Raw genomic sequence first — 18,792 nt, forward strand, 5'->3', positions numbered from 1 at the left:
CAGAACGAAGAAGCAAGGGGTTACGACGTGGCGGTACGAGCGATCCGAGGCGCCGTCCAGCTGGAGCGGGACGAAGCCGGACACATGGACGAGCAGGTGGGTGCGCTGCTCACCGCGATTCTGGAGCGCAACCAGATAGTCGCCGACGACCTGATCAGTGTCTGGTTCACCGCCACCCCCGATCTGCACAGCGACTTCCCGGCCGCCGCCGCACGCGGCCTCGGCATCGTCGACGTACCGCTGATCTGCGCCCAGGAGCTCGACATCACCGGGGCCATGCCCCGGGTGGTCCGCATACTCGCGCACGTCGAGACATACCTCTCCAAAGCAGAGATCAGCCACGTCTACCTCGGCGCCACCGGCGCCCTCCGCAAGGACATCGCCCAGTGAGAACAGCCGTCGTCATCGGAACCGGCCTGGTCGGCACCTCCGCAGCCCTCGCTCTCGCGGGGCGGGGCGTCCATGTCCACCTCGTCGACCGGGACACCACGTCGGCCGGGACGGCGGCAGCGCTCGGGGCAGGTACGGAAGAGGCGCCCGAGGGCCCCGTCGACCTGGCGATCATCGCCGTACCGCCCGCGCACACCGCGTCCGTCCTGGCCACCGCCATGCGTGACGGTGTCGCCCGCGGCTACCTGGACGTCGCCAGCGTCAAGGGCGGCCCGCGCCGGGAGCTGGAGGCGCGCGGCATCGACCTCGCCCCGTACATCGGTACGCACCCCATGGCCGGCAAGGAGCGCTCAGGCCCCCTCGCCGCCACCGCCGACCTCTTCGAGGGCCGCCCCTGGGTCCTCACCCCGACCCGGGACACCGACACCGAGGTCCTCAACCTCGCCCTGGAACTGGTCGCGCTCTGCCGCGCGGTCCCCGTCGTCATGGACGCCGACGCCCACGACCGAGCCGTCGCCCTGGTCTCCCACACCCCGCAGCTGATCTCCTCGATGGTCGCCGCCCGCCTGGAGGAGGCCGACGAGACAGCCGTACGCCTGTGCGGCCAGGGAATCAGGGACGTCACCCGGATCGCCGCCTCCGACCCCCGGATGTGGGTGGAGATCCTCTCCGCCAACCCCGGCCCGGTCGCCGACGTCCTGGCCGGCGTCGCCACCGACCTGGACGAGACGGTACGGGCGCTGCGCGGCCTCCAGTCCGCCGACGAGGACAAGCGCCGCGCGGGCACCGAAGGCATCGAGGACGTCCTGCGCCGCGGCAACGCCGGCCGGGTGAGGGTGCCGGGCAAGCACGGCGCCGCCCCGGCCTCGTACGAGATCGTGGCCGTGCTCATCAGCGACCGGCCCGGCGAACTGGCCGCGATCTTCGCCGACGCGGGGCGGGCCGGGGTCAACGTCGAGGACGTACGCATCGAGCACGCCACCGGGCAGCAGGCCGGTCTGGTCCAGCTCATGGTCGAACCGAGCGCGGCGCCCGCACTGAGCGCGGCGCTCAGCGAGCGGGGCTGGTCGATCCGCCCGTAGCGGGACGGCGGGACAGGGGTGCGCGAGGGCCCTTCCCGCACTCGGTAACCTTGGGGGAGGCCGTCCCGTGGCCCGCTCCGCCCACCCCGTGTACCAGGAAGGTGTCCACCACCGTGGAAACCGTAAGCGCCGCCGCCCGGACCGCACCGGCCGCAGTGATCGTCGCCATCGACGGACCCTCCGGCACCGGCAAGTCGAGCACCTCCAAGGCCGTCGCCGCCCAGCTCGGCCTGAGCTACCTGGACACCGGCGCCCAGTACCGGGCGATCACGTGGTGGATGCTGAACAACGGCATCGACGTGCAGAACCCGTCCGAGATCGCCACCGCCGCCGCCAAGCCGGTCATCGTCTCCGGTACGGACCCGGCCGCCCCGACGATCACCGTCGACGGCGAGGACGCCTCCGGTCCGATCCGCACCCAGGAGGTCACCTCCAAGGTCAGCGCCGTCAGCGCCGTCCCGGAGGTGCGCACCCTGATCACCGAGCTGCAGCGCTCCATCGCCGCGGAGGCCGAGCGCGGCATCGTCGTCGAGGGCCGGGACATCGGCACGACCGTGCTGCCCGACGCCGACATCAAGATCTTCCTGACCGCCTCCCCGGAGGCGCGCGCCGCCCGTCGCAGCGGTGAGGTCAAGGGTTCCGATCTCGCCACCACCAAGGAGGCGCTGATCAAGCGGGACGCAGCCGACTCCGACCGCAAGACCTCGCCGCTGGCCAAGGCCGGCGACGCCGTCGAGGTGGACACCACCGAGCTGACCCTTCAGCAGGTCATCGAGTGCGTCGTCACCCTCGTCGGGGAGAAGCAGGCCGTGAAGTGACCGAAGCCACTGCCGCACCCGCACTGCGCGGAGCGGCCGTCGGACGGGGCATCGGTATCGGGCTCATGTACGGGCTGTTCAAGCCACGAGTCCTCGGTGCGTGGCGGGTACCCGCCGCCGGACCCGTCATACTCGCGGTGAACCATGCGCACAACATCGACGGACCGATGCTGATGGGCACCGCGCCCCGGCCCGTCCACTTCCTGATCAAGAAAGAGGCGTTCGTCGGCCCCCTCGACCCGTTCCTGCGCGGAATCGGTCAGCTGAAGGTGGACCGCACGACCGTCGACCGCACCGCCATCACCCAGGCCCTCGGTGTCCTGGGCAACGGCGGGGTCCTCGGGATCTTCCCCGAGGGCACCAGGGGCGAGGGCGACTTCGCCTCCCTGCGGGCAGGACTCGCGTACTTCGCGGTACGCGGCGGGGCACCGATCGTCCCCGTGGCGGTCCTGGGAAGCACCGAGGGCCGCGGACGGCTGATACCGGCACTGCCCCCGCTGCGCAGCCGGGTCGACGTCGTCTTCGGCGACGCCTTCCAGGCCGGCGACGGCAGCGGACGGCGTACCAGGAAGGCGCTGGACGAGGCGACGCTTCGTATCCAGGGAAAGCTGACCGCGCACCTGGAGAACGCCAGGCGCCTCACCGGGCGCCAGGCCCGGCCGTCAGCGGATTGACGGCAGGGCCTGCGAGACTTGAGTAGTGGGCCGCGCGATCGTGGCCCATCGATGATGATGCAAAGAGGGAACGGACTTCATGAACGACCAGATTCACTCCGACGGCTCGGACCACGAGCACGGAGCACTTGGCGACGCCGAGTACGCGGAGTTCATGGAGCTCGCCGCGCAGGAGGGGTTCGACCCCGAAGAGGTCGAGGGCGCGATCGGTGAGGCCGGTCACGGCCCGCTTCCCGTCCTCGCCGTCGTCGGCCGCCCCAATGTCGGCAAGTCGACCCTGGTGAACCGCATCCTCGGCCGCCGCGAGGCCGTCGTGCAGGACAAGCCGGGCGTCACCCGTGACCGGGTGAACTACGAGGCCGAATGGGCCGGCCGCCGCTTCAGGCTCGTCGACACCGGCGGCTGGGAGCAGGACGTACTGGGCCTCGACGCCTCCGTCGCCGCCCAGGCCGAGTACGCGATCTCGACGGCCGACGCGGTCGTCTTCGTCGTCGACGCGACGGTCGGCGCGACCGACACCGACGAGGCCGTCGTCAGGCTGCTGCGCAAGGCCAAGAAGCCCGTCGTCCTGTGCGCGAACAAGGTCGACGGACAGAGCGGCGAGGCGGACGCGACCGCGCTCTGGTCGCTCGGTCTCGGCCAGCCCCACCCGGTCTCCTCGCTGCACGGCCGCGGCACCGGCGACATGCTCGACGCCGTGCTGGAGGCGCTGCCCGAGGCCCCGGCCCAGACGTTCGGCACCGCCCTCGGCGGTCCGCGCCGTATCGCACTCATCGGCCGCCCGAACGTCGGCAAGTCCTCACTCCTGAACAAGGTCGCCAACGAGGACCGTGTCGTCGTCAACGAGCTCGCCGGCACGACCCGTGACCCGGTCGACGAGCTGATCGAGCTCGGCGGCATCACCTGGAAGTTCATCGACACGGCCGGCATCCGCCGCAAGGTGCACCTCCAGGAGGGCGCGGACTACTACGCCTCGCTGCGCACCGCGGCCGCCGTGGAGAAGGCCGAGGTCGCCGTCATCCTGATCGACTCGAGCGAGTCCATCAGCGTCCAGGACCAGCGGATCGTCACGATGGCCGTCGAGTCGGGCCGCGCCATCGTGCTCGCCTTCAACAAGTGGGACACCCTCGACGAGGAGCGTCGCTACTACCTCGAGCGCGAGATCGAGACGGAGCTCGCGCAGGTCGCCTGGGCTCCCCGCGTCAACGTCTCGGCCGTCACCGGCCGGCACATGGAGCGGCTGGTCCCGGCGATCGAGACCGCGATCGAGGGCTGGGAGACCCGTATCCCGACCGGTCGGCTGAACGCCTTCCTCGGTGAGATCGTCGCCTCCCACCCGCACCCGGTCCGCGGCGGCAAGCAGCCCCGCATCCTCTTCGGGACGCAGGCCGGTGTGAAGCCGCCGCGGTTCGTGCTCTTCGCCTCCGGCTTCCTGGAGCACGGTTACCGCCGCTTCGTCGAGCGCCGCCTGCGCGAGGAGTTCGGCTTCGAGGGGACTCCGCTCCACATCTCGGTCCGGGTGCGCGAGAAGCGCGGCCGCAAGAAGTAACGGCATGACGAAGCCCCGGACCGCTCGCACGGAGCGAGTGGTCCGGGGCTTCGTCGTGCCGTCAGGCGTCCGCGGACCCGGGCGGCAGCGCCGCGGGCCGGGCGTGCCCGGCATGCCGTCCGACCCGCTGCCAGGACCCGAGGTTCCCGGTGTGGGCGCTCTGGCTGCCCTGCCCGTTCGCCGTGCGGCCGCCCAGCGGTGCACGGCTGCCGAACATCCCGGTGCCGAACGTTCTGAAGCCGAGATTCTCCTCGCCGCTCCGGTCCCCGGGCAGCGCCCGGAACGACCGCCGGTACTCGGAGTACAGCGCGTCGTAGATCGGGGTGGGGGACTTGCCGCCCGAGGGGTCCTGCGACGGGCGCATGGCCGGGATCGGGGTCTGCTGCTGGCGCGGAGGGTCGTATGAGTGCACGTAGGTGCCAACGACCTCACTGCCCGTCGGATGCGGGCCGGGCGGAGAAAACGCTGTTCGGCGGGTGTGGGAAGGCAGCACGGACACGATCAGGTCCCGGCCAGCGGCATCGACGCGGCGACCAGGAGCCCGTTGACCGCGGCCTTGTCCAGAGCGTCGCGGAGCAGGTCCTCGCGCGGCTGCTGGCCGATCGAGCCCGCCGGGGCGGCGAAGACGAGCACGGTCTGTGACTTGTTCGCCGCCGCCCGCCAGCCCTCGGTGACCTGGAGCGGCTGATGGGCCTGCCACCAGGCGACCGGGTTGCCGCCGCCGGCGCCCGGCTGCAGTACGGCGTGCAGCTGCCCCATGGCGAGCAGGACCGACCAGCCGGGGAGCACACCCGGCAGACGGTTCAGATCGGGCGTGGGCAGGAAGCCCTGCTCCTGCAGCAGCTGGAGGAACTGGTCGCCCGCGAGGCCGTCCGTGCCGGGCCGGGCGATCGGGCCGGTCGGTTCGACGACCAGGGCGGGGCGGAGGTCGTCCTCGATGAGGACGAGACCGCTGGTGATACCGAGGACGGCCTGCTGGGGCATGAGGCTCTCCGCGTTCTGTGGCTCGCTGCCGGTGATGGATCGCACGGCGCCCTGCAGCTGGTCCTCGGCGACCTGGACGACCTGCGACGGGATGCAGGTCGCGTGGGCGAACGCGAGCACGGCGGTCTCCTCGCCGATGAACAGCACCGTGCTGGTGCGCTCCTGGTCGGAGTCGCCGGGAGTGCGGCAGGAGGTGCAGTCGTAACTGCCTGGGGCGTTGTCGCCGACGAGCAGCCGGTCGGCTTCGGCATCGCCGATCTCGGCGCGTACGTCCTCGCTGACGTCGAGCATGCGCGGCACGGGTGGCTCCTCGAACTCGGTGCGTGGGCCGGGCGGTTCCCGGCTCATGAAGAGACAACGGGTGATCCGGGGCCGGGGTCACGCGCGAATCGTGAGGAGAAAGCGGGAGAGTCGGCAGGCCGATACATCGACAGATCGGGAAACTGATACGGAGTCGGGGATTCCGCGGATGAATCCACCATGCACGGGCGTTCGTTCGAATTGTTACGACTCTGTACGACTCCTGTGCGAGCCCTGTGACCGCTCCTGACGCCACGTAAGGTCCGTTGCAGACCAAGTCGATCAGGGGAAACGACTACGTAATGCACATTTCATTTCTGCTCCACAACGCGTACGGCATCGGGGGAACGATCCGTACCACCTTCACGCTCGCGCAGACCTTGGCCGAGCAGCACGACGTCGAGATCGTGTCCGTGTTCAGGCACCGTGACGCACCCGCGCTGGGGGCGCCCGACCGGGTACGGATGAGCCATCTCGTCGATCTGCGCAAGGAGAGCCCCTACTACGAGGGCGGCGCCGCGGAACATGCCAGGCCCGCCGGGGTGTTCCCGCGCGGCGACACCAGGCACCGGCAGTACAGCCGGCTCACCGACACCCGGATCGCGGCCCATCTGGGCGCGCTCGAGGCGGACGTCGTCATCGGTACGCGCCCCGGCCTCAACGTCCACATCAGTGCACAGGCGCGGCGCGGGCCCGTGCGCATCGGCCAGGAGCACCTGACCCTCGACAGCCACAGTTACCGGCTGCGCCGGGAGATAAGCCACCGGTACGGACTGCTCGACGCGGTCACCACCGTCACCCGGGCCGACGCCCGCGACTACCGGAGCAGGCTGCGGCTGCCCGGCGTACGGATCGAGGCCATCCCGAACAGCGTGCCGGAGCCCGCGGGCCCGCCCGCGGAGTCCGACGCCAAGTGGGTGGTCGCGGCGGGCCGGCTGCACCGGGTGAAGCGGTACGACCTGCTGGTCCGTGCCTTCGCCGAAGTCGCGGCGGCCCGCCCCGGCTGGCGGCTGCGGATCTACGGCGGCGGCGACGCGACCGGCAACGAGCAGAAGACGCTGCGCGGGCTCATCGACGGACTCGGGCTCCAGGACCGGGTGCGCCTCATGGGCTCGGTCCATCCCATGGAGGCGGAGTGGCCCAAGGGCTCCATCGCCGCCGTCACCTCGGAGCGCGAGTCGTTCGGCATGACCATCGTCGAGGCGATGCGCTGCGGACTGCCGGTCGTCGCCACCGACTGCCCGCACGGTCCGGCCGAGATCATCGACGACGGCACGGACGGGCGGCTCGTGCCGGTGGGGGACACCGGCGCGTTCGCGCGCGCCCTGCTCGCCCTCATTGACGACGACGAGCTGAGGCGGCGGATGGGGCGGGCCGCACGGGCCTCCTCCGCACGGTTCGACCCGGCGCCGATCGCCGAGCGGCACGAGAAGCTCTTCGCCGAGCTGGCCGCGCAGGGGGCGCGGGGCCGTTCCCGGAGCGCGCTGCGCACCGTGCTGCACCGCTCCAGGGGCACGGTGCTGGACGGGGCGTACGCGCTGCGCTACAAGGCGGCCGACGCGCTGCGCAAGGGGCGGGCCGGCTGAGCTCTGGCCACGGCATCCCGGATCGTTTCATTCCGGATAGCGCCGACGGGCGGGGGCGGGCGAGGGTGGCGGCGGGGGATTGATAAGACCCGCATAAGGCCGCGCACATTCTGGGTGGCGAAACTGTTTACGCCCGCCTTCGCCGGCCCGGGGGAATGCGGACCTCGTGCCGCATCTCCTCCCGCAATTTCCCCTCGAGGGCGCCGGATAGTCATTCCCGGGACAGCCTGCATTCTTACTGTGTGCGCTTGGACGGCTCGTTCGGGTGAAGCAGTTCGAAGTAAACGCGTGTGGGGATCCTGTGACACAAGCGTGACCGCTGAGGTACGTGGGGATGCATCGCGCGTTGCATCCCGCTTGTTTCCGCCCCGGCTTCCGTCACGGTGCCGGGCCGCCTACGGTGAGAGGTATGGCACCTATACCGACCCCTCCCGCCCAGCCGGACGACGCCCCCCAGTCGTATGTCGGCCTCGACGCCGAAGCCGCCGAACGGCAGGCCAGAGCGCGCGGCTGGAGCACGGTGAGGGCCCTTGCGCCGGGCACGTTCATCACCATGGAGTTCCTCGGCGGGCGGATCAACTTCGAGGTCGACGACTCCACCGTGACCCGCTGCTGGGTGGGCTGAACCCCCTCTGTACGCGCTGTACGAGCGAAGGCCCCGACCGGAGTCGGGGCCTTCGCTCGTACAGGGAAGCAGCTGTGCGCACCGTTCGCGCAGGTCAGGGGGCGACCGATCCGCCCGTCACCGGGTGCGCCGGAGTCGTGCCGCCCCGGGGGGTGCGGTCCGCGTGCGGCGGACGGCGTGAGCCGGCCGGAGTGATCGGCGTCCGTTCCGAGCGGACCGCGTGCGGGGGATGCGCCCTCGCACGGTTTCCCGCGCCGGTGTGGCCGCCGGCCGCCGGTGCGTCGAGCGCGGCGTCACAGCCCTCGGCGTGTTCGGGGGTGAGCGTGCTCAGCGACTGGGGCAGGAGGACCGGCGAGGGCCCTTCCGGGGCCACCGGGGCGGCGTCCCGGAGCCTGCGCCGCGTGCGCCACTGCTCGCGCACCGCCAGGATCCAGACCTCCGTACGCGTGATCAGCGGCTCGAACCAGGGCAGGGCCAGCAGGATCAGCAGACCGGCGGCCCAGCCCAGCAGGACGTCGCTGAGCCAGTGCGTGCCGATGTAGACGGTGGTCAGCCCCACGCCCAGCGAGACGAACGCCGACAGGGCCGACAGATAGCGCCTGGCGCGCGGCGTGGTGGCCAGGTAGGCAAGGATTCCCCAGGTCACCACGGCGTTGGCGGTGTGTCCCGAAGGAAATATATCGCCGCCGGCGAAGAGCTCCGCGGAGCCGATCTGGGTGGCGTAGTGCGGGCCGAGCCGCCCCAGGCCGAGCTTGACCGCTCCCACCGTCACATTGAGCAGCAGCAGCGAGGCGCCCAGCGTGAGCAGGGGGCGCAGCGTGTGCTGGCGCCAGGAGCGCCAGCCGAGCCAGGAGGCGACCATCACAGCCGTGGGGCCACGCTGGCCGAGCACGACGTAGTAGTCGAGGAAGGCATGGAGTCCGGGCCACTGCTGATAGGGCCGGAACAGCATGACCTTCCAGTCGAGAGCCACCAGCCAGGACGAGACCAGCACGGCAACGACGATGGCGAGATAGAACGCCAAAGTCCCGCCGAAGAGAGCGATGCGGTGACGACTCATCCGCGGGATCTCTATCTTCGGCGGTTCCGGCTCCCGGTCCAGCCGGGCAAAGATGTCGGTACGCACGCAAAGGACGTTACAGCGAGTGAGTGTGCGATCCGGCCGATCTCGGCTCTTTGTGATGACGATGTGATGTGGACTTTGTCTCAGACCGGCATCTATTCCGGGTGCCGGGAAGAATCCGATCAGCCTTGCGGCCTATTCGCGCCGGTGGCAATTCGTAGGAATGTTTGATCATCGATGTAATGGCGTGGCGCATCTTTCGTATGCATTCGCCCGGCCATTCGGGGGAGGCGCGGTGCGGCTCCCGGCGCGGCGTGCGGGGCGGCCTCCGCGCCGCTCCCGCACCGGTGCGGCGGGCAACGGATACGGCCCCGCCGGTGGGGCAGGAGTGGCGTACGACACACTCGGGGCCGGGCGAAGGTATGAGGTGGACCACGTGTGACCACGTGGAACTCGCGTACGCTGACGGCTCACTCGCCCGTCGATGCCGGACCTGAGGGACGCCGAAAGCCGGGGCCCCGGTAGGTCTGCCGAGCGCGAGGGACTCATCGGGAGGTACGTATATGAGCGGGACGTCCACGGCTGTGACCCGGCTGCGCGCAGCAGCCGGCGGTGCCAACCGCTGGGTCGTCCTGGTCGTCCTCTGCCTCAGTCTCCTGCTGGTCGCGCTCGACGCGACCGTGCTGCACGTCGCCGTCCCCGCCGTCACCGAGGACCTGCGGCCCAGCGCCGTCGGCCTGCTGTGGATCGTGGACGCCTATCCGCTGGTCTGCGCCTCACTGCTGATTCTCTTCGGCACGCTCGGTGACCGGATCGGCAGACGGCGTGTCCTGCTGTTCGGCTACGCGCTCTTCGGGATCGCCTCCGCGCTGGCGGCGGCAGCCGATACTCCCGCCGTACTGATAGCGGCGCGTGCCCTGCTCGGTGTCGGCGGCGCGATGATCATGCCCGCGACGCTGTCGATACTCCGCCAGGTCTTCCCCGACCGGCGCGAGCGCGCCCTGGCCATCGGGATATGGACCGCGGTCGCCGCCGTGGGTGCCGCCGCCGGACCGGTCGTCGGCGGATTCCTCGTCGAGCACTACTGGTGGGGTTCGGTCTTCCTCATCAACATCCCGCTGATGGCCATGATCCTTCCGCTCGGCCGCTTCCTGCTGCCCGAGTCCCGCGGTACCGGAGACGGCCCCTGGGACGTGGTCGGCGCCCTGATGGCCGCGGCGGGCGTGCTCGGAGTCGTCCTCGGGGTCAAGCGGATGGGCGGCGGCGGGCTGGACCTCGCCGGTGTCGCCCCGCTGCTTGCGGGAGCCGCGCTGCTGGTGTTCTTCGTGCGCAGGCAGAAACGCCGTACGCATCCGCTGATCGACATCGCGATGTTCTCCCGGCCCGCCTTCACCACCGCCGTGGGCTGCATCGTCCTGGCGATGCTGGCCCTGGTCGGGCTGGAGCTGATCGCCGTCCAGTACCTCCAGCTGGTGCTGGACCTCAGCCCGCTGGAAACCGGTCTGCGGCTCCTTCCGCTGACCTTCGCCGCGATGGCGGCCGGCGCCACCGGCTCGTACACCCTGAGCCGGATCGGCCCCCGCCGCATGGTCGGCTGGGGCTTCGTCCTCACGGCGGCCTCGGTGCTGCTGCTGACCCTGATGGGGCAGCACGACCGGCCGGCGCTCCTCACCGTCGGCTTCGTGCTGCTGGGCTTCGGGCTGCAGTCCACGCTCTTCGGGGCGTACGAATCGATGCTCAGCGAGGCGCCCGCGGAACGGGCCGGCGGCGCGGCGGCGATCGGCGAGACCTCGTACCAGCTGGGCGCCGGACTGGGTATCGCCCTGCTCGGCAGCGTCATGAACGCGGCCTACGCGCCCGGACTGACACGGCTCCACGAGGAGGGCGTGCCCGCCTCGGCCGGCTCGGCCGCCTCGAACTCGCTCGGCGAGGCCTACCAGGTGGCGGCCCAGCTGGGCGGCCCGATGGGTGATCTGCTGCGGAACACGGCCCGGCACGCCTTCGTCCAGGGTCTGCATGTCACGCTGCTGGTCAGCGCCGGACTGCTGCTGCTCGGGGCGCTGGCGGCGCTGCGGCTGCCGAAGGTCATGGACTGCGCTCCGGCCAGGGAGGCCTGCCGGGCGCGCGTGGCCGAACCGGCGGCCGCCGGGCCTCGCCCCGAGCCGCGTGCGCTGCCGGTGCAGAAGCGGCCGGGCCGCCGGCTCGCGCTGCCCGCGCGACGCGAACCCGCCGAGGCCACGAGCTCTGGACGGGCGCCGCACTGAGCCGTAACGTCGGCACGACGCCATAACTATCACTGCTAGTTTTAGTACCGTGCGAGCCGCCGGAGGCACTCCCATGTCCGTGAAGCCCTCGAAACTCCCGCCGTTCGACCCGGCCGACCCCATCGGCATCGACGACCTCCTCGAGCCGGAGGACCTCGCGATCCGCGACACCGTGCGCAGCTGGGCCACCGACCGCGTCCTGCCGCACATCGCCGAGTGGTACGAGAACGGCGAGCTCCCCGGCATCCGCGAGCTGGCCCGCGAACTGGGCTCCCTCGGCGCGCTCGGCATGTCCCTGCAGGGATACGGCTGTGCCGGAGCCACCGCGGTCCAGTACGGCCTGGCCTGTCTGGAGCTGGAGGCGGCCGACTCCGGGATCCGCTCCCTCGTCTCCGTCCAGGGCTCGCTCGCCATGTACGCGATCCACCGCTTCGGCTCCGAGGAGCAGAAGCAGCAGTGGCTGCCCGGCATGGCGGCCGGCGAGATCATCGGCTGCTTCGGCCTCACCGAGCCGGACCACGGCTCGGACCCGGCCGGGATGCGGACGTACGCCAAGCGTGACGGCGACGACTGGATCCTCACCGGCCGCAAGATGTGGATCACCAACGGATCGGTCGCCGGGGTCGCCGTCGTCTGGGCGCAGACCGACGAGGCCGACGGCGGCTCCGGAATCCGTGGCTTCGTCGTGCCCACGGACAGCCCGGGATTCTCCGCGCCGGAGATCCGGCACAAGTGGTCACTGCGTGCCTCGGTCACCAGCGAGCTCGTCCTTGACGGGGTACGGCTGCCCGCCGATGCCGTACTGCCCGGCGTCACCGGTCTGCGCGGCCCGCTCAGCTGTCTCAGCCATGCCCGCTACGGCATCGTCTGGGGGGCCATGGGCGCGGCGCGCGCCAGCTTCGAGTCGGCCGTGGACTACGCGAAGACCCGGGAGCAGTTCGGCAAGCCGATCGGCGGCTTCCAGCTGACCCAGGCCAAGCTCGCCGACATGGCCGTCGAACTGCACAAGGGCATCCTGCTCGCCCACCACCTGGGCCGCCGGATGGACGCGGGCAGGCTCCGTCCCGAGCAAGTCAGTTTCGGCAAGCTCAACAACGTGCGGGAAGCCATCGAGATCTGCCGCACCTCGCGCACGATTCTCGGTGCCAACGGGATCTCGCTGGAGTACCCGGTGATGCGGCACGCCACGAATCTGGAGTCGGTGCTCACCTACGAGGGCACCGTGGAGATGCACCAGCTGGTGCTGGGCAAGGCGCTCACCGGTCTGGACGCCTTCCGGTAGAAGGCGGACGGTGAACCGGATCTGTCCGGCGAGCGCCCCGCTCAGCTCTGGTTGAAGAAGCCGTCGGCCGGCCGGCCGGCGGCTTCGCCGGTCACCACCTGGGTGTCGGCGGGGGTCAGGAGGAAGACCCGTGTGGCCACGCGCTCGATCGAGCCGCGCAGCCCGAACGTCAGACCCGCGGCGAAGTCGACGACGCGCTTGGCGTCGGCGGGATCCATGGCCGTGAGATTGACGATCACCGGCACACCGTCCCGGAAGAGCTCGCCGATGCCGCGCGCGTCCCGGAAGCTGTCCGGGGTGACGGTGGCGATCCGGCGGCCTCTGTCCTCGGCCGTCTCGGCGGCCACCTGAACGCGGGGGTCGGTCGTCCAGGCCTGGTTCGTGCCGGTCTCAGCATCCTCGGAGTACTCGTCGTCGTAGTACCGCTCGTCGTTGTCCTCTACGAGGCCCAGCCAGGCACTCGCCTTGCGCACCGATCCCATGGACGCCTCCTCTCACCGCGGTTCCTTGTGTCCGTATCTCTTTCCTGTCCCTATGGTCGTCCATGATGCGGATACTGCGCCAAGGGGATAGTCGGCGCGCAGGGGATTCGTGACGGTACTGGTGCAGAAGATGTGGCGATTCGTCAAGGTTCCTCCTGTGTAAGGCCGCTCGCGCAAAGAAAATATGATGCTCCGGTCCGTACGGGTGACATGGGGGACGTACGGGTGAACGGGTCACTCGATACGATGCACGCCGCGCACGTGCACGAGCGCGGCACATCAGGTGAACGGCTCCCGGGGGATCGTCGTGTTCGGAATCGTGAGGCCCTGCACCCATCGGCTGTCCGAGAGGCTCAGGACGGAGTGGATGGCCCATCTCTGCGGGCTGTGTCTCGCCCTTCGCGCGGACCACGGGCAGTTCGCCCGGATCGTCACGAACTACGACGGCCTGATCGTCTCGGTCCTGACGGAGGCTCAGACCGAACGGACCACGGCACAGCGGCGCACCGCGGGCCCCTGCCCGCTGCGCTCGATGCGGACGGCTCCGGTCGCCCGCGGCGAGGGGGCCAGACTCGCCGCCGCCGTCTCGCTCGTGCTGGCGTCGGCGAAGGTGCGCGACCACGTGGCCGACCGGGACGGGCTGTTGAAGCGGCGTCCGGTCGCCGCCGCGGCGCGCCGGGTGGCCGCCGGCTGGGACAGGGCCGGGGCACGCACGGGCGCCGAGCTCGGGTTCGACACGGCGGTACTGGTCGACGCCGTCGACCGGCAGACCGGCATCGAGTCACTCGCCGGCCCGGGCACGCCCCTGCTGACGGTCACCGAACCCACCGAGACGGCGACGGCCGCGGCCTTCGCGCACACCGCCGTACTCGCGGGCAAGCCGCAGAACGCCGCGCCGCTCGCCGAGGCCGGACGGCTCTTCGGGCGTCTCGCCCATCTGCTGGATGCCGTGGAGGACCGGGAAACTGACGCGGCGTCGGGTGCCTGGAACCCGCTCACCGCCACCGGCACGCCGCTCTCCGAGGCCCGGCGGCTGTGCGACGACGCGCTGCACGGGATGCGCCTCGCGATGCGCGACGCGGAGTTCACCGACAGCAAGCTGGCGCACGTGCTGCTGGTGCACGAGCTGCGGCGCTCGGTGGACCGGGCCTTCGGCTCGGCCTCCTGCTCGCATCGGCCGGACCTGCCGACGGGATCCTTCGGCCCGGCGCCCGGCAACCCGTACGCGCCGACACCCGGTGGCCCGTACGGTCCCCCCGGCCCGCCGCTCCCGCCCGAGCCGCCCCGCAACCGGCGCGGTCTGATCGCCGGCTGCCTGGTGTGGGCGGGGCTCGCCTGTACCTGCCAGATGTGCTGCGGAAGCTTCCACGACCCCTGGTCGGGGCAGGAACGCGAAGGTCTCTGCCAGAAGTGCGACTGCAGTGACTGCTGCGACGCGTGCGACTGCTGCAGCAACTGCTGCAGCTGCGGTGGGGACGGCGGCTGCTGCGACTGCGGGTGCGACTGCTGAACCGGGGGTCCGGCAGCCGCACCCGGGCCTCACGTGAGGCGGCGGCATGCGAGGTGGTCGTACGCGAGGCGGCCGCCCGTCCTCACTTGATCTCGGGCGGCGAGATCTGCGACGTCTCGATCGCCGAACCCTTCGTGCCCCACTTCTTCAGGATCCGGTCGTAGGTCCCGTCCGTCTTGAGGCCGTTGACCGCCGCCTGGAAGGCGGGCGCCAGCGGGGTGCCCTTCTTGAACGCGAAGCCGACATCGAGTCGCTTGAACTCGCTGAGGAAGCGCAGCCCCTTCTGCTGGGTCACGGCGTAGCGCAGCCCGTTGATCGTCGACATGACGACATCGCTGCGGCCCTGCTGGAGCGAGATCCAGACGGCGGCCTGGTCGGCGTACGTCTTCACGTCGTACGCCTTCTTGCCCGCGTCGGCGCACACGTGCTTGTTCTTCTCCAGGGTCGCCTCGAACGTGGTCCCGGCGCTGGTGGCCACGGTCAGGCCGCAGAGCTGGGTGAGGTCGGTGACGTCCTTCAGCTTGCTGTCGTCGCGGACGGCGAAGCCCTGGCCGTCGTTGATGTACGTCACGAAGTCGATCGTCTTCAAGCGCTCGTCGGTCACCCCGAAGTTGCCGGTACCCAGGTCGTACTTCCCGCTGCCCAGCGCCGGGAGGATCGCCTCGAACGAGGCGACCTCACGCTTCAGTTTCAGTCCGAGGGCCTTGGCCGCCGCGTCCGCGAACTCGATGTCCGCACCGGTCAGGGTCTTGCCGTCCTCCAGGTAGAAGGCTCCGGGCGGGGTGCCGATGCTGGAGGCGATGGTGAGGGTGCCCGAGTCGCGTACATCGGCGGGCAGCAGCTTCGCCGCAGCCTCGTTCTTCTTCACCGACGAGACGACATCGGCCGTGGAGAACTTTCCCTTGCCCGCGGGGCCGGTACCGGCCGAGGAGGCCGCCGGGTCACCCGATCCGCAGGCGGTGAGCGTGAATGCGGCAACGGTGATCAGGGCGAAGGCAGCAGTGTGCCGGGTTCGGGGCATGACGGAAACTCTCCGGGTTCGTCGACCGTGCTCCGGTGCGTGGGAGCACGGAGCCACGGGGCGGGAGATCAGCTGTACGAGGGGAGGGTGGAGCAGCGTTGTGTACGTGAAGGCACGCGGAAGATCAGCTCGAGCGCCGGTAGCGGCGCGAGCGGGGAAAGGCGGAAAAGCAGGGGGTCAGCTCAACAGGAAGAGGACCACACGCGACCGAAGTCGATGTGGGAGCGGGTGACCAGCCACTGCTGCGAATACATGGCCCAAGTGGAGCAGGCATCCGGTTGCACGTCAACTGCCCTGAGACGTACGGCTCACAGTGTGGACAAGCTTGACAACCGGCCCCGGACAGCGGTTGTCTCGGAACCGGACCGGCGCTGAGGGGCCCGGTCCACGTTGTGTTTCTGCTGAAGGCACATCCCGTGTTCGATCTCTGCATCCACGGAGCCTTCGCATGTCTGCGCAGACAGATACCCTCCCGCCACCGCTTCCTGCCCCGCCCGCACAGCACGACGAAGCCTCCGCCCCGCGCATCGTCCCGGTACGACGAACAGGCCAGTGGGCAGCGGCCGTTGCCGTCCTGGTTCTTCTCGCGGGGGCGTTGAGCTCGGTCATCCGCAACGACGCGTTCCAGTGGGACGTCGTCGGTGACTACCTCACCACCGAGTCCGTCCTGCGCGGCCTCGGGCTCACCCTGTGGCTCACCGCGCTCGTGATGGTGCTCGGCTTCGCCCTCGGGACGCTCCTCGCCGTACTCAGGCTCTCCGGCAACCGTGTGCTGCAGGCCGTCAGCTGGGGATACATCTGGCTGTTCAGGTCCACTCCGATCCTGGTCCAGCTGCTCTTCTGGTTCAACATCGGCGCGCTGTACCCGGAGGTCCTCGGCGTCAGCACGGTGAACCTCCTCGGCCCCGTCGCCGTCGCCGTCATCGGACTCACCCTCCACGAGGCCGCGTACGCCGCCGAAGTGGTCCGCGGCGGCATTCTCTCCGTCGAGCGCGGACAACTGGAGGCCGCCCAGTCGCTCGGCCTCGGACCCTGGCGCCGGCTCCGGCGGATCGTGCTGCCGCAGGCCATGCGCTCCATCGTCCCGCCCGCCGGGAACATGCTGATCGGCACGCTCAAGGGCACCTCGATCGTCAGCATCATCGCCGTGCAGGACCTGCTGTACTCGGTGCAGCTCGTCTACCACCGCACCTACGAAGTCATCCCGCTGCTGCTGGTCGCCACCCTCTGGTACATCGCCGTCACCTCCCTCCTGTCCATCGGGCAGTACTACGTCGAACGCCACTACGCGCGCGGCACGGCAGACGCCCGATGAGCGGCGTACCGACCCTCGTCATCATCGGCGGCGGACCGCGCGGCACCGGTGTCATCGAACGCATCGCCGCCAACGCGGACGACCTGTACGAGGACCGGCGCCTGGACATCCACCTCGTCGACCCGTATCCGCCCGGCGGCGGCCGGATCTGGCGGCAGGACCAGTCCCCGCTGCTCTGGATGAACTCCATGGCCGAGGACGTCACCATGTTCACCGACGACACGGTGCAGCAGGACGGCCCCGTACGCCCCGGCCCGGCCCTGCACACCTGGGCCGCCGACGTCCGTGAGGGGCGGACCACGACCGCCACCGCCCCCGCGATACTGGAGGAGATACGAGGGCTCGGCGCCCAGGACTTCCCGAGCCGCCGGCTGCAGAGCGCGTATCTGCGCTGGGTGTACGAGCAGGCGCTCGCCGCACTCCCGCCGGGCATCACCGTCCATGAGCACCTGGGCCGCGCACGCCGGATCACCGGTCCCCGCGACGGCCGGCAGCGCGTCTGGCTCGACGGGCGCACCGAGCCCCTCGTCGCCGACCTCGTCGTGCTCACCGTCGGCCACCTCGACGCCGAACTCGACCCGGAGCAGCGGGAACTGGGCGACTTCGCGGCACGGCACGGGCTGGTCCACCTGCCCCCCGACTTCACCGCCGACACCGACCTGACGGCCCTGCCCGCGGGCGAACCGGTCATCGTCCGCGGCTTCGGTCTCGCCTTCATCGATCTGATGGTCCTGCTGACCGAGGGCCGCGGCGGACGGTACGAGAACGGGTCCTACGTCCCCTCCGGCCGGGAACCCGTCCTGTACGTCGGATCGCGGCGCGGCGTTCCGTACCACTCGAAGATCGGCTACGCCTGGACCGGTGAACGGCCGCCCCTGCCACGCCACTTCGGCCCCGGCCGGGTGGAGGAACTGCTGAGCGGACCCGGCCCCGTGGACTTCCGGCGCGATCTGTGGCCGCTGGTCACCAAGGAGCTCGGCCACGCCCACTACCACCGGCTCTTCACCAGCCACCCCGAGCGAACCGCCGTCGGATGGGGCGACTTCGAGGAGAAGTACGCCGTGGCGGAGCCCGGCAGCCCCGAACTGCAGGCCCTCGTCTCCTCGGCCGTACCCGACCCCGCCGACCGGCTCGACCTGGAGGCGCTCGACCACCCGCTGGACGGTGTGCGCCACGCCTCGTACGACACCCTGCAGGACGGGCTGCGCGACTACATCACCGCCGACCTGGCACGCCGCCACGACCCCGCCAACAGCCCCGATCTCGCCGTCTTCCTCGGACTGCTGTCCGTCTACGGGCAGCTGATCCACTTCGGCGACATCGGCGAACGGTGGCACAGCTTCTTCAGCTACCTCGCCTCCGGACCGCCGGGCCCCCGGCTGCGCCAGCTCCTCGCCCTGTCCCGCGCCGGAGTCGTCCGCTTCCTCGGCGCAGGGCTCACCGTCGAGGCCGACGAGGAACGGGGCGTCTTCCGGGCCTCCGGCGCGACCGTGCCCGGAGAGTCCACCGAGGCCCGGGCACTGGTCGAGGCCAGACTCCCCGACCCGTCCCTGCACCGCACCCGCAGCAGTCTGCTGCGCGGACTGCACGAGGACGGGGCAGCCGGCACCGACACGGGACTGCTCTCCGTGGACGCCCGCGACAGCCGGGTCCTGGGCGTCGACGGCAGGCCGCACCCGCGCCGCTTCGCCCTCGGCCCGTACACCACCGCACGGTCGAGCGGCGCCTTCACCAGGCCGCGCACCGGCGGCCCCGCCTTCCGGCAGAACGACGCCACCGCCCGCACGGCGCTCGCGTTCCTGCGCGACCTCTCCTGTCGTGACCGCCGCACCGCGTGAGTGCGGCAT

The 18,792-nt window shown here is 70.7% G+C and carries 17 protein-coding genes; 12 read left to right on the forward strand and 5 right to left on the reverse strand.

The features are described from left to right. Positions 1 to 27 precede the first annotated feature (27 nt). The 5 genes from aroH (at position 28) to der (ending at position 4,513) form a co-directional block, all read left to right on the forward strand. Entirely contained in the window at positions 28 to 390 is a 363-nt protein-coding gene (gene aroH, locus ACFQ6X_RS31405; protein WP_383186462.1) for a chorismate mutase, read from the forward strand. Next, positions 387 to 1,472, forward strand: a complete 1,086-nt coding sequence (locus tag ACFQ6X_RS31410) for a prephenate dehydrogenase (protein WP_383186463.1) — start codon at positions 387 to 389, stop codon at positions 1,470 to 1,472. Before aroH ends, ACFQ6X_RS31410 begins: the two co-directional genes overlap by 4 nt. A 101-nt stretch (positions 1,473 to 1,573) precedes the next feature. Beyond that, positions 1,574 to 2,290: a (d)CMP kinase gene (cmk, locus tag ACFQ6X_RS31415; RefSeq protein ID WP_383186465.1), complete on the forward strand. Its 717-nt coding sequence runs from the start codon at positions 1,574 to 1,576 to the stop codon at positions 2,288 to 2,290. Continuing rightward, positions 2,287 to 2,964, forward strand: a complete 678-nt coding sequence (locus tag ACFQ6X_RS31420) for a lysophospholipid acyltransferase family protein (RefSeq protein WP_383186467.1) — start codon at positions 2,287 to 2,289, stop codon at positions 2,962 to 2,964. Before cmk ends, ACFQ6X_RS31420 begins: the two co-directional genes overlap by 4 nt. 79 nt (positions 2,965 to 3,043) lie before the next feature. Next, entirely contained in the window at positions 3,044 to 4,513 is a 1,470-nt protein-coding gene (gene der, locus ACFQ6X_RS31425; RefSeq protein WP_329212609.1) for a ribosome biogenesis GTPase Der, read from the forward strand. Positions 4,514 to 4,574: 61 nt separating this feature from the next. Here der and ACFQ6X_RS31430 read toward each other — a convergent pair whose 3' ends face one another. Next, a complete protein-coding gene (locus tag ACFQ6X_RS31430) occupies positions 4,575 to 4,877 on the reverse strand; it encodes a hypothetical protein (RefSeq protein ID WP_383186469.1) in 303 nt (100 codons plus the stop codon). Positions 4,878 to 5,014: 137 nt separating this feature from the next. Continuing rightward, positions 5,015 to 5,797: a hypothetical protein gene (locus ACFQ6X_RS31435; protein ID WP_383186470.1), complete on the reverse strand. Its 783-nt coding sequence runs from the start codon at positions 5,795 to 5,797 to the stop codon at positions 5,015 to 5,017. 302 nt (positions 5,798 to 6,099) lie between these two features. Between ACFQ6X_RS31435 and ACFQ6X_RS31440 the strand changes: the two genes are divergently transcribed. After that, positions 6,100 to 7,383 (forward strand): glycosyltransferase family 4 protein, encoded by a 1,284-nt coding sequence (locus ACFQ6X_RS31440; protein WP_383186472.1) that lies wholly within the window; start codon positions 6,100 to 6,102, stop codon positions 7,381 to 7,383. A gap of 409 nt (positions 7,384 to 7,792) precedes the next feature. Further along, a complete protein-coding gene (locus tag ACFQ6X_RS31445; RefSeq protein ID WP_383186474.1) occupies positions 7,793 to 8,008 on the forward strand; it encodes an I78 family peptidase inhibitor in 216 nt (71 codons plus the stop codon). A 94-nt stretch (positions 8,009 to 8,102) separates the two neighbouring features. Here ACFQ6X_RS31445 and ACFQ6X_RS31450 read toward each other — a convergent pair whose 3' ends face one another. Further along, positions 8,103 to 9,134 (reverse strand): phosphatase PAP2 family protein, encoded by a 1,032-nt coding sequence (locus tag ACFQ6X_RS31450; RefSeq protein WP_383186476.1) that lies wholly within the window; start codon positions 9,132 to 9,134, stop codon positions 8,103 to 8,105. 500 nt (positions 9,135 to 9,634) lie between these two features. On the opposite strand from ACFQ6X_RS31450, the gene ACFQ6X_RS31455 reads away from it, so the two are divergent. Next, the gene (locus ACFQ6X_RS31455; protein WP_383186478.1) at positions 9,635 to 11,335 is read left to right on the forward strand and encodes an MFS transporter; all 1,701 of its coding nucleotides are present in this window, start codon (positions 9,635 to 9,637) and stop codon (positions 11,333 to 11,335) included. 73 nt (positions 11,336 to 11,408) lie between these two features. Then, positions 11,409 to 12,617: an acyl-CoA dehydrogenase family protein gene (locus ACFQ6X_RS31460; RefSeq protein WP_383186480.1), complete on the forward strand. Its 1,209-nt coding sequence runs from the start codon at positions 11,409 to 11,411 to the stop codon at positions 12,615 to 12,617. A 41-nt stretch (positions 12,618 to 12,658) separates the two neighbouring features. Here ACFQ6X_RS31460 and ACFQ6X_RS31465 read toward each other — a convergent pair whose 3' ends face one another. Continuing rightward, a complete protein-coding gene (locus ACFQ6X_RS31465) occupies positions 12,659 to 13,099 on the reverse strand; it encodes a cell division protein SepF (RefSeq protein ID WP_329212617.1) in 441 nt (146 codons plus the stop codon). Positions 13,100 to 13,406: 307 nt separating this feature from the next. Here ACFQ6X_RS31465 and ACFQ6X_RS31470 point away from each other — a divergent pair, with 307 nt between their 5' ends. Further along, on the forward strand, positions 13,407 to 14,609 hold the full coding sequence (locus ACFQ6X_RS31470; protein WP_383186482.1) for a DUF5685 family protein: 1,203 nt from the start codon (positions 13,407 to 13,409) through the stop codon (positions 14,607 to 14,609). Between the two features lie 82 nt (positions 14,610 to 14,691). Here ACFQ6X_RS31470 and ACFQ6X_RS31475 read toward each other — a convergent pair whose 3' ends face one another. Continuing rightward, positions 14,692 to 15,630, reverse strand: a complete 939-nt coding sequence (locus ACFQ6X_RS31475; RefSeq protein ID WP_383186484.1) for an ABC transporter substrate-binding protein — start codon at positions 15,628 to 15,630, stop codon at positions 14,692 to 14,694. Positions 15,631 to 16,078: 448 nt separating this feature from the next. Here ACFQ6X_RS31475 and ACFQ6X_RS31480 point away from each other — a divergent pair, with 448 nt between their 5' ends. Both ACFQ6X_RS31480 and ACFQ6X_RS31485 read left to right on the forward strand, forming a co-directional pair. Further along, positions 16,079 to 16,945: an amino acid ABC transporter permease gene (locus ACFQ6X_RS31480; protein WP_383186486.1), complete on the forward strand. Its 867-nt coding sequence runs from the start codon at positions 16,079 to 16,081 to the stop codon at positions 16,943 to 16,945. Continuing rightward, a complete protein-coding gene (locus tag ACFQ6X_RS31485; RefSeq protein ID WP_383186488.1) occupies positions 16,942 to 18,783 on the forward strand; it encodes an FAD/NAD(P)-binding protein in 1,842 nt (613 codons plus the stop codon). Before ACFQ6X_RS31480 ends, ACFQ6X_RS31485 begins: the two co-directional genes overlap by 4 nt. Positions 18,784 to 18,792: the final 9 nt, after the last annotated feature.

Source organism: Streptomyces sp. NPDC056452, from assembly GCF_042796085.1.
In the GTDB taxonomy this organism is placed as follows: domain Bacteria; phylum Actinomycetota; class Actinomycetes; order Streptomycetales; family Streptomycetaceae; genus Streptomyces.

Excerpts from the sequence above, each read along its gene's own strand:
- der (WP_329212609.1), top strand. The coding sequence starts at position 3,044 with ATGAACGACCAGATTCACTCCGACGGCTCGGACCACGAGCACGGAGCA.
- ACFQ6X_RS31430 (WP_383186469.1), bottom strand. The coding sequence starts at position 4,877 with ATGCGCCCGTCGCAGGACCCCTCGGGCGGCAAGTCCCCCACCCCGATC.
- ACFQ6X_RS31440 (WP_383186472.1), top strand. The coding sequence starts at position 6,100 with ATGCACATTTCATTTCTGCTCCACAACGCGTACGGCATCGGGGGAACG.
- ACFQ6X_RS31445 (WP_383186474.1), top strand. The coding sequence starts at position 7,793 with ATGGCACCTATACCGACCCCTCCCGCCCAGCCGGACGACGCCCCCCAG.
- ACFQ6X_RS31455 (WP_383186478.1), top strand. The coding sequence starts at position 9,635 with ATGAGCGGGACGTCCACGGCTGTGACCCGGCTGCGCGCAGCAGCCGGC.
- ACFQ6X_RS31460 (WP_383186480.1), top strand. The coding sequence starts at position 11,409 with ATGTCCGTGAAGCCCTCGAAACTCCCGCCGTTCGACCCGGCCGACCCC.
- ACFQ6X_RS31465 (WP_329212617.1), bottom strand. The coding sequence starts at position 13,099 with ATGGGATCGGTGCGCAAGGCGAGTGCCTGGCTGGGCCTCGTAGAGGAC.
- ACFQ6X_RS31475 (WP_383186484.1), bottom strand. The coding sequence starts at position 15,630 with ATGCCCCGAACCCGGCACACTGCTGCCTTCGCCCTGATCACCGTTGCC.
- ACFQ6X_RS31480 (WP_383186486.1), top strand. The coding sequence starts at position 16,079 with ATGTCTGCGCAGACAGATACCCTCCCGCCACCGCTTCCTGCCCCGCCC.
- ACFQ6X_RS31485 (WP_383186488.1), top strand. The coding sequence starts at position 16,942 with ATGAGCGGCGTACCGACCCTCGTCATCATCGGCGGCGGACCGCGCGGC.